Consider the following 15,878-nt stretch of genomic DNA (forward strand, 5'->3'; position numbering starts at 1 on the left):
GCGGAGGTACGGTCGGGTCATGGCGGCGCGGAAGGACCACGGACTGTTCGGCCCCGGTTCGATCACCTGGCGGGTACACGGCGAGCACGTCATGTGGGTGGCGGGTGTACGCGCGCTCTACCTCCAGTCGCTGTATCCGCGGGTCATGCGCGGCACCTTCCAGAACTCCGCGCTGTTCGACCGGAAGAAGGCATGGGCGCGGTTCCTGCGTACGACCGACTTCGTGGCCGTGCGCACCTACGGCAGCAAGGCGCAGGCGAAGGAGGCCGGTGAACGGGTGCGGGCCATCCACGCCGGGCTCACAGGTTACGACCCCGACACCGACGAGACGTTCCGGCTGGACGAGCCGGAGGGCCTGCTGTGGGTGCACTGCGGCGAGATCGACTCCTACGTCGACGTGGCCCGCAGGGCGGGCATCCTGAGCAGCGACGAGGAGGCCGACGCCTACGTCGCGGAGAGCAGGCGGGCAGCCGAGGTGGTCGGTATCCGGCGCGCCGACGCGCCCGCCTCCCGGGCCGACCTCGCCGACTACTTCGCCATGATGCGGCCGAAGCTGTACCTCTGCGACGAAGCCCGCCAGGGCGTGCTGAACTCCTTCAACCCGCCGTTTCCGGTCCGGTTGGCGCCGCTGCGGCTGGTGGTGCCCTCGCTCAACACGCTGGCCTTCATGGCGCTGCCGCGCTGGGCCCGCCGCATCTTCGGCGTACCCACGCTGCCCACCACGGAGCTCTCGGTCACGCTCAGCCTGCGAGCCGCCCGCCAGGCCACCTCGCTGCTTCCGCCCCCGCCGCGCCCCGCAGCCGCCGCCGTCTAGCCTGCCGCGCGACTCCTCCTCCGCCTTGCCAGCCCGGCGCGGATGGCCCGCTCACTTTCGCCGCCCGATTCACAGGACACGCCCTACGCTCGGAAGCGGGGCGCCGCCCGGGGAGCGGCCGGTGGGGGTGAGTTGCGGATGCTGGTGTACGGATTTGCCCAAGGAAACAAGGACATGCGGGACCTGCTCGGCGGGAAGGGTGCGAACCTCGCCGAGATGACCAACCTCGGTCTTCCGGTCCCGCCCGGGTTCACCATCACCACCGAGGCCTGCCGTACCTACCTCGACACCGGGCAGGTGCCGGCCGAGCTGCACGACGAGGTGACCAAGCACCTTGCCCTCGTCGAGACGGCGCGCGGCAAGCGGCTCGGCGACCCCGGCGACCCGCTGCTGGTCTCGGTGCGCTCCGGGGCGAAGTTCTCCATGCCGGGCATGATGGACACGGTGCTCAACATCGGGCTGACCGACCGGTCCGTGCGCGGGCTGGCCGAGCAGGCCGGTGACGAGCGGTTCGCCTGGGACTCCTACCGCCGGCTGCTGCAGATGTTCGGCAAGACCGTGCAGGGCATCGACGGGGCACACTTCGACGACGCGCTGGACGCACTGAAGCGGGACCGGGGGGCGCCGCACGACGTCGACCTGGACGCGGGGGCGCTGCGCGAACTCGTCACGACGTACAAGCAGATCGTCCGCGCCGAGAGCGGCCGGGACTTCCCGCAGGATCCGCGTGAGCAGCTGGACGCCGCGATCCGGGCGGTGTTCGACAGCTGGAACGCACCGCGGGCGATCACCTACCGGCGCCAGGAACGCATCAGCGCCGACCTGGGCACCGCCGTCAACGTGGTGGCGATGGTGTTCGGCAACGCGGGGCCCGACTCCGGCACCGGCGTGGCGTTCACCCGCGACCCCGCCTCCGGTGCGCGCGGCGTCTACGGCGACTACCTCGCCAACGCACAGGGCGAGGACGTCGTGGCCGGCATCCGCAACACCGTCCCGCTGACCGAGCTCGCCCACCTGGACAAGAAGTCCTACGACGAACTGCTCGACATCATGGCCACGCTGGAGGGCCACTACCGCGACCTGTGCGACATCGAGTTCACCATCGAACGCGGCCGGCTGTGGATGCTGCAGACCCGGGTGGGCAAGCGGACCGCGGCCGCGGCGTTCCGGATCGCCACCCAGCTCGTGGACGAGGGACTGATCACCGAGGACGAGGCGCTGTCCCGGGTCGACGGCCACCAGCTGGCCCAGCTGATGTTCCCGCGGTTCGACGAGCGCGCGGCACGGCAGGCGATCGCGCACGGCATGAACGCCTCACCGGGCGCGGCGGTGGGCCGCGCGGTGTTCGACACCGCCACCGCGGTGGAGTGGAACAGCACCGGTGAAGACGTGATCCTCGTCCGCCGGGAGACCACCCCCGACGACCTGGACGGGATGATCGCCGCCCGCGGGATACTCACCAGCCGGGGAGGCAGGACCTCGCACGCCGCCGTGGTCGCGCGCGGGATGGGCAAGACGTGCGTGTGCGGCGTGGAGACGCTGGACATCGACGTGGCCCGCGGGCGGTTCACCGCGCCGGGCGGGGTCGAGGTTTCCGAGGGCGACGTGATCTCCATCGACGGTACGACCGGAGACGTCTTCCTGGGCGAGGTTCCGGTCGTCGACTCGCCCGTCGTCCGTTATTTCGAAGGGGAACTGGACCCCGGTGCGGCCCAGGCGGAGGAGCTGGTGCGTTCGGTGCACCGGCTCATGAAGGTCGCCGACGGACGCCGCCGGCTCGGCGTACGGGCCAACGCCGACCTGCCCGACGACGCCGCGCGCGCCCGCGCCATGGGCGCGGCCGGCATCGGGTTGTGCCGTACCGAGCACATGTTCCTCGGCGAGCGCCGGCGTTACGTCGAGGCACTGGTCCTCGCCGAGGACGACGCGGAGCGGACGGCGGCGCTGGAGGCGCTGCTGCCGTTGCAGCGCGCCGACTTCGAGGGGCTGCTGGCGGCAATGGACGGGCTGCCGGTAACGGTACGGCTGCTCGACCCGCCGCTGCACGAGTTCCTGCCCGACCTCACCGATCTGTCCGTACGGGTGGCGCTGGCGGGGGAGCGGGGCGTGCGCGACCCTCAGGACGAACGGCTGCTGCGGGCGGTCCGGCGGTTGCACGAGCAGAACCCGATGATGGGGCTGCGCGGGGTTCGGCTCGGCCTGGTCGTACCCGGCCTGTACGCCCTGCAGGTGCGCGCCGTCGCCGAGGCGGCCGCGGCCCGGGAGCGTGCCGGCGGCCACCCGCGGGTCGAGGTGATGATCCCGCTGGTGGGCACCGTCCAGGAACTCGAACTCAGCCGGGAGGAGGCCGAGCGCACCATCGCCGACGTCCGCGAACGCACCGGGTTCACCGGGCCGATCCCGGTCGGGACGATGGTCGAACTGCCGCGGGCGGCGCTCACCGCCGGGGCGATCGCCCGGGCGGCGGACTTCTTCTCCTTCGGCACCAACGACCTCACCCAGACGACCTGGGGCTTCTCCCGCGACGACGTCGAGGCGGCGTTCTTCGCGGCGTACCTCGAACGCGGCGTCTTCGGGGTCTCGCCGTTCGAGTCGCTGGACGTCGCCGGCGTCGGCCGCCTCGTCGACCTCGCCGTACGCGAGGGCCGGGCAGCCCGGCCGGACCTCAAGCTCGGGGTGTGCGGCGAGCACGGCGGCGACCCGGACTCGGTGCACTTCTTCCACGAGGCCGGCCTGGACTACGTCTCGTGTTCGGCGTTCCGGGTCCCGGTGGCCAGGCTGGAAGCCGGCCGGGCGGCGGTGCTCGCCGACGCCGACGCAGGCAGCGCCAGCAGGTGAGCGGTTGACCGCCGCTCTGTGCCTCGCTCCGAAGCACGCTCCGAACCTCGCCCGGAACCTCGCCCGGAACCTCGCCCGGAATCCGGTCTGGGTGCCAATCCCGGTCACTCGTTGACACGACGATCTCGCGCATGCCTAGTGGAACCATGGAGCCGCCACCTTGAGGGGGTGTCCTCGTGGAGCCCAACGAGAGGTTACGTTCCGCGCGCGAGAGAACGGGGTCCCGGGAATCTCCCGGTCACGCGATGTCCCGGCAGGAGATGGCCGACCAGCTCAACGCGTACTTGTTCCGGGTCACCGGTCGCGAGTTCGGAATCGACGCCAACTACGTGGGAAAGCTCGAACGCGGAGTGATTCGCTGGCCGCAGAAGCTCTACCGGGACGCCTTCCGGACCGTGCTGGGGGTCGGCTCCGACCGGGAGCTGGGGTTCTTCAACCCGCGGCGCGCCCCGGCCCTCGCCGGCAACGGCGCCGCCGTACCCGCGGCTACCGGCAGCGCCGGTGACCCCGGGAACAACGGGCACTCCGCTGACGCGGGGGAGCACGGCGGGGCACTCGCTGCGTCGTCGGTGCGTACCGGCGCGGGTGGGCAGGCCGTTGCCTCGCCCCGCGCGGGTGATGGGTTGCTGCCGGCCGCGGCGCTCGCGCTGTTGGGCCCGCTGGAGGCGACCCCGATACCGTCTCGGGTGGGCCGGGACGAGATCGGGCACGTCCGGGCGGCCGCGGTGCTGTTCAGCCGCTGGGACCACAGCTACGGCGGCGGCTTCGTACGGGACGCCGTCGTCGCGCAGCTGCGCTGGTCCGCCCGGCTGCTCCAGGCCGGCGCCGGACACCGCGAACGCCTGGAACTGCATGAGGCGGTCGGGCACCTCGCGCACGTGGCGGGGTTCATGGCCTTCGACGCGTACGCGTTCACCGATGCCGAACGACTGTTCCGGTTCGCCCTCGCGTGCGCGGAGGCGGCGGGCACCTGGCACCTGCGGGCGAAGGTGCTCTCCTCGATGGCCCGGCTGGCCGTGTGGCGCGGCCAGGCCGCCACCGCGCTCGGGCTCACCGACCTGGCCCTGCTCCGGTCGGACCGGATCACCCCCACCGAACAGGCAATGCTGCTCACCGCGCGGGCACGCGGGCTGGCCCGGCTGGGCCGCACCCGGGAGACGCTGCGGGTGGTCGGTGCCGCCGACGACGCGTTCGCCCGCTCCGACCCGGCCGAGGACCCGCCGTGGATGGCGTACTACGACGCGGCCCAGCACGCCGGCGACACCGGGCACGCGTTGTTCGACCTGGAGGTGCGCGGGTACCCGACCGAGGCCGGCCGGCGACTGGCCGCCGCGGTGGCCGGGCACACGCCGGCCTACGCCCGGTCGCGCACCATCTCCCGGATCAAGCTCGCGTCGTTGCTGATGGCGACCGACGACCCGCGGGAGGCGGTCGCGGTGGGGACGTCCGCGCTGGAGAGCGCGGGGCGGCTGCGGTCGCGGCGCACCGCGGAGGACCTGCGCGAGCTTCGGCGGTACGCCGGCCAGCACGCGACCATCCCCGACGTGGCCGACCTCCGCCGCCGTGTCGGCACCCTGGTCGGCTGAACTCCGCGCCCGCCGGCAGCGCCGTCAGCCGCCGCCTGCGCGGTCAGCGGCAGCGCGGTCAGCGGGCGCGCGCTCACTCGGCGGGCGGCCACAGCCGCGGGCAGACGGCCGGGTCGGTGTAGTCGGGGTGGCCGTCGGCGTCGCGGCGTACGTACTGGTCGTTGGGGTGGAAGGCGAGGGTGCCGTCCGGCCGTTGGTGTTCCACGAAGTGGTTCGAGCCGGGCTGCAGGTGGATCGCGATCGACCGCCGTGGCGCGCCGCTGCGGTTGGGCCCGCTGCCGTGCACCGTACGGCAGTGATGGAAGCTCATCGCCCCGCGCGGGATCTCCGCCACCACCACCTCGACGTCGTGCTGCGCGCGAACCGCGTCCAGGGTGGACAGGTCGGGGTTGAAGAAGTCCAGCACCACGTCGTCCTCCCAGCGGTGGCTGCCGGCCACGAAGGACACCGCGCCCTCGCGTTCGCCGACGTCGTGGAAGGGCACCCAGGCGGTGAGCATGTCGGCGGACGCCGCGCTGCGCCAGTACTGCCGGTCGGTGTGCCAGCCGACGTTCACCTTCCCGGACTCCGGCAGGCCGTCCTCGGACGGCTTGTACAGCAACTGGTCGTGCCAGAGGCGGATCTCCGGTTCCCCGTTGAGACGGGCCGCGCAGGCGCCGATGACCGGGTGCCGCACCAGCGTGGCCAGGTCGTCGACGATCAGGGACGAGTAGTCGTTCTTGCGGAGCACGTCGCCGTGCTCGGGCCGCCAGCCCACCCGGTCGGAGCCGTCGGGCATCGGGCGGTCCGCGTGCCCGGCGTAGAAGCTCGCCATGCCGCGTTCGGCGGTGTCGAGCACCTCCGGCGGCAGGATCCGTCCGGAGATCCAGAAGCCGTTCTCCCGGTAGAACGCCACGTCGTCGGGCGTCGGCAGCAGGTCGGCGTAGCGTTCGAGCAGGTCTTCGGTCGTGGTCGTCATGTCCTGCGACGCTACGGCCGGGTGCGGTCGCAGGCGTTCACGCGCGGGCCGGGAAACGTACACAATCGCCGGGTGCATGAGGAGAGAGCGGACGGGACCGCCCGTCCCGGCCGGTCGGCCGGGGCCGCCGATGTGGTCGAGGTTGCCGAGGTCGACGGGGTCGGCGAGACCGACGAGGTGGTACGGCCGGACGGGATCTCGGCCGGCTTCCACGCCTACCTCGGCCGGGCGGGCGTACCCGGACTGGTGCACGCGGGCGACCAGCGGGCGCCGACGTCGTGGCTGATCGGCACGCACCGCCACGACGTGTGGGAGCTGTACCTGCAGACCGACGGGCCGGCCACCCGCTGGCGGGTCCGCGACCACGACTACACCGTGGGCCGCAACGGCCTGCTGGTCGTCCCGCCGGGCGCGGTGCACCACATGGTCTGCCCGGCGAGCACCACCTGGCACTACGTGTTCGCGGCGTTCGACGCCGCCGCGCTGCTGGCCGACCTGCCCGAGGCGGCGGCAGTGTGGCAGCGGTCGGTGCCGGCGCACGTGCCCGATGCGGGGTCGGCGGTCGCGCCGTTCGAGGCGTTCCTGCGGGAGGTCACCACCACCCAGTCACTGCGGGCCACCGGCCTGACGCTGACCGCGCGGCACCTGCTGGTGGAGGTGACCAGGCTGATGACCAGCGGCGAGGTGACCGGCCAGGTCGGGCTCCATCCGGCAGTGGCGCACGCCCGCCGGCTGCTGGACGCCGCGCCGGGACGGCGGCTGCCGCTGGCCGCGCTGGCCCGTGCGGTGGGGCTGTCTCCTGCATACCTCGGCGAACTGTTCACCGAGCAGTTGGGCGCCAGCCCCGCGAACTACCACCGGTCACTGCGGCTGCGGCGGGCGGAGATGTTGCTGGCCGAGACCGACGCGAGCATCACCCAGGTCGCAGTGGAGTTGGGCTTCTCCTCCGCCCAGCACTTCGCGACCGCGTTCCGTGCTCGCACCGGCCGCACACCACGGGAGTTTCGCCGTCAGTGGCGCGGCGGGCGTACGCCGGCACCCCGGGTCAGCCCGAAGCCGGTTCGTTCCGGCGTTCTCTCCTGACCGGAGCCCGCGCCGGCCGTCGCGGGCAGTGGCCCCTCGAGGCTCACTGTCGCGACGGCCGTGTCGATCGCTTCCCTCGTCGTGGGGACCAGCCTAGGGCGGCCGCCGGCCCGGCTCATCGGTCACGAGGCTGAACGCGGATCATCCGAACGGACCAGTCCGGCTCGGCGCGGATCCACCGTACGGCGCGTCGGCCGGGTGGTCACGTCAACGTGCCTGGTCGAACGGAACGGTCAGGCAGGCAAGTCGCGCGCCGGCCATGCCGGCATGTCCCCGTCCTCTGCTGGTGCGGTGCTCGTGGATGACGACCGATCCGGCGGCCTTGGCGGTGATCGGCCAGTAGACGGCGCTGACGGCGTAGCCGACCCCGTTGGCATCGGTGCGGAAGTCCAGCCAGATCTCGTTGCGCGGGTTGGCGTACCTCGGGTCCGTCGAGGGCTGCACCGGGTCCTCGACGAACTGCACGTGCGGGCCGGCGTCCGCCGGGTCGGCGCCGCAGCTGTTGACGTGAACGTGGGCGCCGTAGGTGCGCCGGGGAACCAGGCCGGTCACCGCGAGCACCGTGGTGGTGCCGAACGGCCAGGTGTAGGCGGCCACCGCGGCCTGCGCGCCGACCGGAACCAGCGCCGGGTCGTACGTCGACGCGTCGCCGCCCTCGTCGGCGGGGGTGAAGCGGCCGATGGCGATGACCGGACGGTCGAGGTTGGCCCGGTGGGCTCGGTCGGCAGCCGAGGCGGACTGCGCGACGGCCGTGGCCGACCACGCTGCGGACGCGGTGGGTCGTTGCCTTCCCTGCGCCGCTGCGGCGGAGGGGACGGCAGTCGTGGTGGCGGCCACCGCGACCGCGGCCACTAACAGTGACAGCATGACTGCGTAACGTTTCATGGGGGTGGTTTTAGCACGCCCGGGGAGGTCGGTACGGAAGGCGCGCACTGGCACCGGCGGCGCCCGGACCGGGGTGGGGACATGCCATAGGGTCGGTGCTGCGATGAACCGAACCACGCCGGGCGAGCGGCACGAGGACTCGAGCTACCAACCCTCCGATGTCGAACGCTGGGTGGGTGAGCCGCCGAAGAGCGCCGGGCGTACGCCGTTCGCCCGCGACCGGGCCCGCGTGCTGCACTCGGCCGCGCTGCGCCGGCTCGCCGCCAAGACGCAGGTGCTCGGTCCGGGGATCCACGACTTCGTCCGCACCCGCCTCACCCACACGCTCGAGGTCGCGCAGGTGGGCCGCGAGCTGGGCCAGTCCCTCGGCTGCGACCCCGACGTGGTGGACACCGCCTGCCTGGCCCACGACCTCGGCCACCCGCCGTTCGGGCACAACGGCGAGGCCGCGCTGGACGAGGTGTGCGCGGAGGCGGGCGGCTTCGAGGGCAACGCGCAGACGCTGCGGCTGCTCACCAGGCTGGAGGCGAAGACGTTCGCCGAGGACGGCACCGGCCGTAGCGCGGGCCTGAACCTCACCCGGGCCTCCCTCGACGCGGCGACGAAGTACCCCTGGCGACGCGGCGACGGGCCGCCGGAGCTGGGCGGGAAGTTCGGCGTGTACGACGACGACCTGGAGGTCTTCGGCTGGCTGCGGACCGGCGTCGACCGGCGCCGCTGCCTGGAGGCACAGGTGATGGACTTCGCCGACGACGTGGCGTACTCCGTGCACGACGTGGAGGACGGCGTGGTGTTCGGCCGGATCGTGCTGTCCGCACTCGCCGACCGGACCGAACGCGCCACCGTGTGGGAGGTCGTCCGCGACTGGTATCTCCCCGGCGTCGAGGACGCCGAACTCGACGAGGCGTACGACCGGCTGCGGGGTTTCGGCTACTGGCCGCAGAGCGACTACGACGGCGACCGGCACTCGCTGGCCGCGCTGAAGGACCTCACCAGCCAGCTGATCGGGCGGTTCTGCCTGGCCGCCGAGCAGGCGACGCACGCGGAGTACGGCCGCGGCCGGCTGGTCCGCTACCGCGCCTCGCTCGTCGTACCCCACGAGACGCGGGTGGAGATCGCCGTCCTGAAGGGGATCGCGGCGACGTACGTCATGCGTTCGGCCGAGCGCGTCGCCCTGCTGTCGCGGCAGCGGGAGGTCGTGCACGGACTGGTCTCGGCCCTGCGTCGCAGCGCGCCGGACGGGCTGGCACCGGCGTTCCGGGCCGACTTCGCGGCCGCGCCCGACGACGCCGCCCGGCTGCGGGTCATCATCGACCAGACCGCGTCGCTGACCGATGCGTCCGCGGTGGCGATGGCGCGTTCGCTGCGGCCCTGAACCGCTCCGGTTCGCCGGACGTGACCCGGTCGGCGGGTCACTTCGGCCACTCCGGGGCACTCCGGTTCCGGGCACGCGGCCGGTTCCCGCCGAGATCTGCCTCTGCCGGGCCCGCCTGTGGCACGGTTGGAATCCCGTACGTGAGCTCTCAGAAGGAGTCCGCCGCATGGCTGAGCAGACCGGACAGCAGACCTGTGTCGTGATCGGCGGGGGACTGGCCGCGGCGAAGGCGGTGGAGGCGTTGCGGACGGAAGGTTTCACCGGTCGGGTGGTCCTCGTCGCCCGCGAGTCCGAACTCCCCTACGAACGCCCGCCGCTGTCGAAGGGCGTGCTCCTCGGCGCCGACGACCCGGTGACGGTGATCACGCACGACCAGACGTGGTACGACGAGCAGCGGATCGAGCTCCGGCTCGGTGTCGCGGTGCGGCGGCTGGACCCGTCCGCGCACGAGGTGGTGCTGGCCGACGGCGAGACGATCCGCTACGACAAGGCCCTGCTGGCGACCGGCTCCGTCGTACGCCGGCTGGACGTGCCGGGTGTGGACCTGGCCGGCGTGCACTACCTGCGGACCCTCACCGACTGCCTCACGCTGAAGGAGACCCTGGCCGCCGCCGACCGGGTGGTGGTCGTCGGTGCCGGCTGGATCGGCCTGGAGACCGCGGCCGCCGCGCGCCACCACGGTGCCGAGGTGGTGGTGGTCGAGCCGCAGCCGGGCCCGCTCTACACCGTGCTGGGACCGCAGATGAGCGAGGTGTTCGCGGGGCTGCACCGCGACCACGGGGTGGAGTTCCGGTTCGGCACGTCCCTCGCCGAGATTCGCGGCGACGGCGGGAAGGTGACCGGCGTGGTCACCAGCGCGGCCGAGGGGCTGGCCGCGGACGCGGTGATCGTCGGCGTCGGCGTGGCTCCGGACGTCGAGTTGGCCGAGGCCGCGGGCCTCGAGGTCGACAAGGGCGTGCTCACCGACGAGCGGCTGCGTACCTCCGACCCGGACGTCTACGCCGCGGGTGACGTCGCCCGGTGGTACTCACCGACGTTCGGCCGCCGGTTGCACGTGGAGCACTGGGCCAACGCTCAGGACGGCGGGGCCGCCGCGGGGCGCGCGATGGCCGGCGCGGACGCGCCGTACGACGCGGTGCCCTTCTTCTTCAGCGACCAGTACGACCTGGGCATGGAGTACTCCGGCGACATCGGGCCCGACGGGTACGACGACCTGGTGGTGCGCGGTGACCTGTCCGGGCGGGAGTTCGTGGCGTTCTGGCTGCGCAAGGGCCGGGTCGTCGCCGGCATGAACGTCAACGTCTGGGACGTCCAGGACGCCATCCAGGCACTGATCCGCTCCGGGCGCGAGGTCGACCAGGGCAGGCTCGCCGACGCAGGGGTGGACCTGGACGCGGTGTACGCGTAGCCCCAGGGTGCACCCCTCGAGCTGAGACCTGCTGTGGCACAAGGGCCGTCGACCCGGCGCCGTCGGGCTCGTGAGCACCCGGCCGTAGACTCCGACTCATGGCCGGCCGGATCCGCGACGACGACATCGCGCTGGTCCGGGAACGCACCCGGATCGACGAGGTGGTCTCGCAGTACGTCACGTTGCGCCCGGCGGGTACCGGCTCGCTGAAGGGCCTGTGTCCCTTCCATGACGAGAAGTCCCCGTCGTTCAACGTCCGTCCCCAGGTCGGCGCCTATCACTGCTTCGGCTGCGGCGAGGGCGGCGACGCGATCTCCTTCCTGCAGAAGATCGAGGGCCTCGGGTTCGTCGAGGCCGTCGAACGCCTCGCCACCCTCGCCGGCGTACAGCTCCGTTACGTCGACGGTGGCCAGCCCGAGCGGCGCCAGCCCGGCACCCGGGCCCGGCTGATCGAGGCGCACAAGGCCGCCGCGCAGTTCTACGCCGAGCAGTTGCACTCCTCACCGGAGGCCGCGGCCGGGCGCACGTTCTTGGCCGAGCGTGGCTTCGACCGGGCTGCGGCGGAGCACTTCCGCGTCGGCTTCGCCCCGCGCGGGGGCAGCGCGTTGCTCAGCCACCTGCGCGGACGCGGCTTCTCAGACGACGAGCTCGCCACCGGCGGCCTCGCCGCCACCAGCGCCCGCGGCCGCTACGACCGCTTCCGAGGCCGGCTGGTGTGGCCGATCCGCGAACTGTCCGGCGACGTGGTGGGGTTCGGCGCGCGCCGGCTCTTCGACGACGACCGGATCGACGCGAAGTATCTCAACACCCCGGAGACGCCGATCTACCACAAGAGCCAGGTGCTGTACGGCGTCGACCTGGCCCGCCGCGACATCGCCCGCAAGTCCCAGGCGGTCGTGGTGGAGGGCTACACCGACGTGATGGCCTGCCACCTGGCCGGCGTACCCACCGCGGTGGCCACCTGCGGCACCGCGTTCGGTGAGGACCACGCCCGGGTGCTGCGCCGGCTGCTGCTGGACCACGAGGAGTTCCGCGGCGAGGTGATCTACACCTTCGACGGCGACGAGGCCGGTCAGCGGGCGGCACTGAGGGCGTTCGAGGGCGACCAGCAGTTCGTGTCGCAGACCTACGTCGCGGTCGAGCCGGACGGGCTCGACCCCTGCGACCTGCGCCTCAAGCACGGTGACGCGGCCGTCCGCGACCTCATCGCCCGCCGGATCCCGCTCTACCGCTTCGTGCTGGAGCGGGCGCTGGAGCGGTTCGACCTGGACCGCGCCGACGGCCGGGTGGACGCGCTGCGGGCCACCGCGCCGTACTTCCGTTCCGTACGCGACCGGGCCAAGCTGAACGCCTACTCCCGCGAGCTCGCCGGCATGCTCGGCATGGACGTCGACGAGGTGCGGGCGGAGGTGGCCCGCGCCGCCGGTGCGCCCGGCCGTGCCGGCGGCGGCCACGGGGCGGGTGGCGCACGCGGGGACCGGGCCGGCCGGGGCCGCGGGCCGGTGGCCGAGCCGGGTCGTACGCCGACGGCGCCGCAGACGCCGCTGCCCGACCCGAACGAACCGCGCCTCAGCGCCGAACGCGAGCTGCTCAAGCTCGTCGTCCAGTCGCCGACGGTGGTCGGCCCGGCGTTCGACGCGCTGGAGGAGTCCGACTTCACCCATCCCGCCTACGTCGCGGTGCGGCGGGCCAGTGCGGGCGCGGGCGGCGTCGGTACCTCCGCCGGCGGTGACGCCTGGGTGTCCGCACTCGCCGACCACTCACCGGACGACGCCGTACGCGGGCTGGTCACCGCGCTCGCCGTGGAACCGCTACGAGCCGCCGGCACCCCCGACCAGCGCTACGCCGGTTCGCTGCTGGCCCGGGTGCAGGAGCTCGCGGTCGCCAGGCGCATCGCCGACGTGAAGTCCAAGCTCCAGCGGATGAACCCCGTGGAGCAGACCGAGGCGTACAACAAGCTGTTCGGCGAGCTGGTCGCGCTCGAACAACACCGCCGCGGCCTGCGCGAACGCGCTGTGGGCGGCCTCGGCTGAGTGGAGCCCGAGGCCCTACCGGCCTGCCCCGGGCTGGCCCCGGACGGACTCGGCGGTGCTGGCCGGGACCGGACCCGCCCTCCGGCCGGCCACCACCTCCGCACCGGCGGCTTGGCGGCAGCGGTTAGTTTCTAGGCATGCCGAAGGTCGCCGGAGTCGACTCCTCCACCCAGTCCTGCAAGATCGTCGTCGCCGACGCCGACACCGGCGAGGTGCTCGACGAGCGCGTCGCCGCGCACCCCGACGGCACGGAGTGCCCGCCGGACGCGTGGTGGTCGGCGCTGCGGGAGGCGGCCGAGGGGCTGCTGGACGATGTGGCCGCGGTCGGCGTCGCCGGCCAGCAGCACGGCATGGTCACCCTGGACGAGGCCGGCGAGGTCGTCCGCCCGGCGCTGCTGTGGAACGACACCCGGTCCGCGGCCGCGGCGCTCCGGCTGGTGCAGCTGCTCGGCCCGGCCGGATGGGCGGAGGCGGTCGGTTCGGTGCCACTGGCCAGCATGACCGTGAGCAAGCTCGCCTGGCTGGCCGAACACGAGCCGGCCAATGCCGAACGCGTGGCCCGGGTGATGCTCCCGCACGACTACCTGACCTGGGAGCTGTGCGGACGCCCGGACCAGCCGGTGACCGACCGCGGTGACGCGTCCGGCACGGCGTACTGGTCCCCGGTCACCGGCGAGTACCGCACCGACCTGCTCCAGCTCGCGCTCGGCCGTACGCCCGAACTCCCCAAGGTGCTCGGCCCGGCCGAACCCGCGGGCGAGACGGGCTCGGCCGGTCTGAACGGCGTCGTCCGCCCCGGCACGCTGGTGTCGGCGGGTACCGGCGACAACATGGGTGCCGCGCTCGGCCTGGGCATCGAGCCCGGCGACGTGGTGGTCTCGCTCGGCACCAGCGGCACCGTCTTCGCCGTGCACGACAAGCCGTCCACCGACGCCAGCGGCATCGTGGCCGGCTTCGCCGACGCGACCGGCCGGTTCCTGCCGCTGGTCTGCACGCTGAACGCCGCCCGGGTGCTGACCGCCACCGCGACCATGCTGGGCGTCGACCTGGCCGGACTGGAGCGGCTGGCCCGCGCGGCCGCGCCCGGTGCGGGTGGGCTGGTGCTGCTGCCCTACCTCGACGGCGAGCGAACCCCCAACCTCCCCGACGCGGCGGGCTCGCTGCACAACCTGCGGCGCGACACCATGACACCGGCCAACCTGGCCCGGGCCGCGGTCGAGGGCATGCTGTGCGGCCTCGCCGACGGGCTGGACGCCGTACGAGCGCAGGGTGTGACCGTCCGCCGGGTGCTGCTGATCGGCGGCGCCGCCCGGTCGGAGGCGGTGCGCTCGGCCGCGCCGACGGTCTTCGGCGTACCGGTCACCGTGCCGCCGCCGGCAGAGTACGTCGCGCTCGGCGCGGCCAGGCAGGCCGCGTGGGCGCTGGCCGGGTCGGAGGCGCCGCCGTCGTGGAGCCTGGGCGAGTCGGTCGTACGCGACGAGGTGGACGAGGCCGCCGGCGAACGCATCCGGTCGGCGTACGCGCAGGCGCGCATCACGATGCATCCCGAAGGCTGACCGGCCGACCCGCTGACCGGCCGGCCCGCTGACCGGCCGACCCGTCCTGGTGGCGACATGCGGGGGAGTTGACGCGACTCGCCGGGACACATTCGGTTGGTCACAAGGTGTGCGATTGGTGTCGCGTTCAGTGGGGAAGGTGCCTGTTTCGGGGAGGCACAATGGTGATGAACTCTGCCGACGTCGGCGCCCGTCGACGGCTGATCGTGATGCAACGTCTGCGTGAGCGGCGTCGCCGCCTCGGACTGACCCAGAAACAGGTGGTCAGCCGGTTGGGTCGGCTCGGCGTGCTCACGACGAACAAGGCCCTCAGCAGCCTGGAGCACGGTGCCGGACTGGACGTGGCGAAGCTGCCCGAGCTCGCCCACGCGCTGGAGTGCACGGTGACGTATCTCCTGGGCATGACCTCGGACCCGCGTAGCTGGGCGCCGGACACCACGCCGGCAAGCCAGCAGCAGGGCCCCCGGGACCAGTCCGCGGCCGCCGCGAACCGGCCGAGGGTGCCGGGCGCGGTGCCCGCCGGGGTACGCCCCGACTGGGCCCGCCGACCTGACCTGGCGCGCCGCTCGGCCGCTCCAGGCCTGGTCAACGCACATCCGCCCACCCGTAACCCACCACCGTCCGCCTGACGGTCGCGCGGTCCGGGGACCACCCGGACCGCGCGGGCTCCTGCCGCGCAGCGGACCCTTGGCGTAGAAGCGGGCAATCTCCGTCGGAGCGGACTGCTCCGTGGGGTCAGCCCGACCAGGAGCGGCGGGCCCGGGTGACGATGTCCAGGACCAGCTTCGCCGCGGGTCGCACGGCGTTGTCCACCGCGGGCGACAGCCCGATGCCGGTGCCGATGTCGCCGGGTTCGCAGCCCACGACCACGACCCGGGCGACCTGGCGGTGGAGCGCGGGTACGAGCGCGAGGACGCCGTCGGGCTGTGGATACGGTCCCGCACCCGCCGCGTCGTCGGCAGCCTCCACCACGTACAGCGTGCCCGGCGGGCCGTCGCGGTGCAGCGCGTCGACGAGCACCACCAGGCCGTAGTCGTCCAGGTGCTGCGCGGCGAGGTGCCGGCCGCGGATGCCGTAGTCGCGCAGGTCGACCGGAGCGGGCAGCGGGTCGCGGGCCAGTCGGTGGATCACCGCGACGCCGAAGCCGTCGTCGGTGCAGAAGACGTTGCCGACTCCGGCGATCAGCACCCGGTCGCCGCTGCCGCGGTCGGTTCCCTCGCGGCCGGTTCGCCCACGGTTGGTTTGCTCACGGCCGGTTCGCTCGCGGCCGGATCGTTCAGGGTGGTCAGGCAGATGGACCACTGCTCGCCCCCGCGTCGCCGACGTGCCGTTTCCCGGTCAG

General features: G+C 73.2%; 12 protein-coding genes. 9 read left to right on the forward strand and 3 right to left on the reverse strand.

Going from position 1 to position 15,878, the window contains the following annotated elements; all coding sequences use genetic code 11:
- The first annotated feature begins 19 nt into the window (after window positions 1-19).
- The 3 genes from BLU27_RS17765 to BLU27_RS29960 all read left to right on the forward strand — a co-directional run bounded on the left by BLU27_RS17765 (window position 20) and on the right by BLU27_RS29960 (window position 5,238).
- Window positions 20-814, forward strand: a complete 795-nt coding sequence (locus BLU27_RS17765; protein WP_092654796.1) for an oxygenase MpaB family protein — start codon at window positions 20-22, stop codon at window positions 812-814.
- Between the two features lie 138 nt (window positions 815-952).
- On the forward strand, window positions 953-3,652 hold the full coding sequence (ppdK, locus tag BLU27_RS17770) for a pyruvate, phosphate dikinase (RefSeq protein ID WP_197681478.1): 2,700 nt from the start codon (window positions 953-955) through the stop codon (window positions 3,650-3,652).
- A gap of 245 nt (window positions 3,653-3,897) precedes the next feature.
- Window positions 3,898-5,238 (forward strand): NsdA family TPR-like regulatory protein, encoded by a 1,341-nt coding sequence (locus BLU27_RS29960; protein ID WP_197681479.1) that lies wholly within the window; start codon window positions 3,898-3,900, stop codon window positions 5,236-5,238.
- 73 nt (window positions 5,239-5,311) lie between these two features.
- On the opposite strand, the gene BLU27_RS17780 is transcribed toward BLU27_RS29960, so the two are convergent.
- The gene (locus BLU27_RS17780; protein WP_092654798.1) at window positions 5,312-6,196 is read right to left on the reverse strand and encodes a phytanoyl-CoA dioxygenase family protein; all 885 of its coding nucleotides are present in this window, start codon (window positions 6,194-6,196) and stop codon (window positions 5,312-5,314) included.
- A 72-nt stretch (window positions 6,197-6,268) separates the two neighbouring features.
- On the opposite strand from BLU27_RS17780, the gene BLU27_RS17785 reads away from it, so the two are divergent.
- Window positions 6,269-7,279 carry a helix-turn-helix domain-containing protein gene (locus tag BLU27_RS17785; RefSeq protein ID WP_092654799.1) on the forward strand — a complete coding sequence of 337 codons (1,011 nt, stop codon included), beginning with the start codon at window positions 6,269-6,271 and terminating at the stop codon, window positions 7,277-7,279.
- Between the two features lie 207 nt (window positions 7,280-7,486).
- Here BLU27_RS17785 and BLU27_RS17790 read toward each other — a convergent pair whose 3' ends face one another.
- Entirely contained in the window at window positions 7,487-8,146 is a 660-nt protein-coding gene (locus BLU27_RS17790; protein ID WP_197681937.1) for a superoxide dismutase, read from the reverse strand.
- A 121-nt stretch (window positions 8,147-8,267) separates the two neighbouring features.
- On the opposite strand from BLU27_RS17790, the gene BLU27_RS17795 reads away from it, so the two are divergent.
- The 5 genes from BLU27_RS17795 to BLU27_RS17815 all read left to right on the forward strand — a co-directional run bounded on the left by BLU27_RS17795 (window position 8,268) and on the right by BLU27_RS17815 (window position 15,165).
- Window positions 8,268-9,539 carry a deoxyguanosinetriphosphate triphosphohydrolase gene (locus BLU27_RS17795; RefSeq protein ID WP_092654800.1) on the forward strand — a complete coding sequence of 424 codons (1,272 nt, stop codon included), beginning with the start codon at window positions 8,268-8,270 and terminating at the stop codon, window positions 9,537-9,539.
- A gap of 166 nt (window positions 9,540-9,705) precedes the next feature.
- Window positions 9,706-10,947 (forward strand): NAD(P)/FAD-dependent oxidoreductase, encoded by a 1,242-nt coding sequence (locus BLU27_RS17800; protein WP_092654801.1) that lies wholly within the window; start codon window positions 9,706-9,708, stop codon window positions 10,945-10,947.
- Between the two features lie 98 nt (window positions 10,948-11,045).
- Entirely contained in the window at window positions 11,046-12,980 is a 1,935-nt protein-coding gene (gene dnaG, locus BLU27_RS17805; protein ID WP_092654802.1) for a DNA primase, read from the forward strand.
- Between the two features lie 137 nt (window positions 12,981-13,117).
- Window positions 13,118-14,536 carry a xylulokinase gene (gene xylB, locus BLU27_RS17810; RefSeq protein ID WP_092654803.1) on the forward strand — a complete coding sequence of 473 codons (1,419 nt, stop codon included), beginning with the start codon at window positions 13,118-13,120 and terminating at the stop codon, window positions 14,534-14,536.
- 161 nt (window positions 14,537-14,697) lie between these two features.
- Window positions 14,698-15,165 carry a hypothetical protein gene (locus tag BLU27_RS17815; RefSeq protein WP_092654804.1) on the forward strand — a complete coding sequence of 156 codons (468 nt, stop codon included), beginning with the start codon at window positions 14,698-14,700 and terminating at the stop codon, window positions 15,163-15,165.
- Window positions 15,166-15,271: 106 nt separating this feature from the next.
- On the opposite strand, the gene BLU27_RS17820 is transcribed toward BLU27_RS17815, so the two are convergent.
- A complete protein-coding gene (locus BLU27_RS17820) occupies window positions 15,272-15,724 on the reverse strand; it encodes a hydrogenase maturation protease (RefSeq protein ID WP_197681480.1) in 453 nt (150 codons plus the stop codon).
- Between the last annotated feature and the right edge of the window lie 154 nt (window positions 15,725-15,878).

Origin of the sequence: Actinopolymorpha singaporensis (assembly GCF_900104745.1) — a bacterium.
GTDB lineage: Bacteria > Actinomycetota > Actinomycetes > Propionibacteriales > Actinopolymorphaceae > Actinopolymorpha > Actinopolymorpha singaporensis.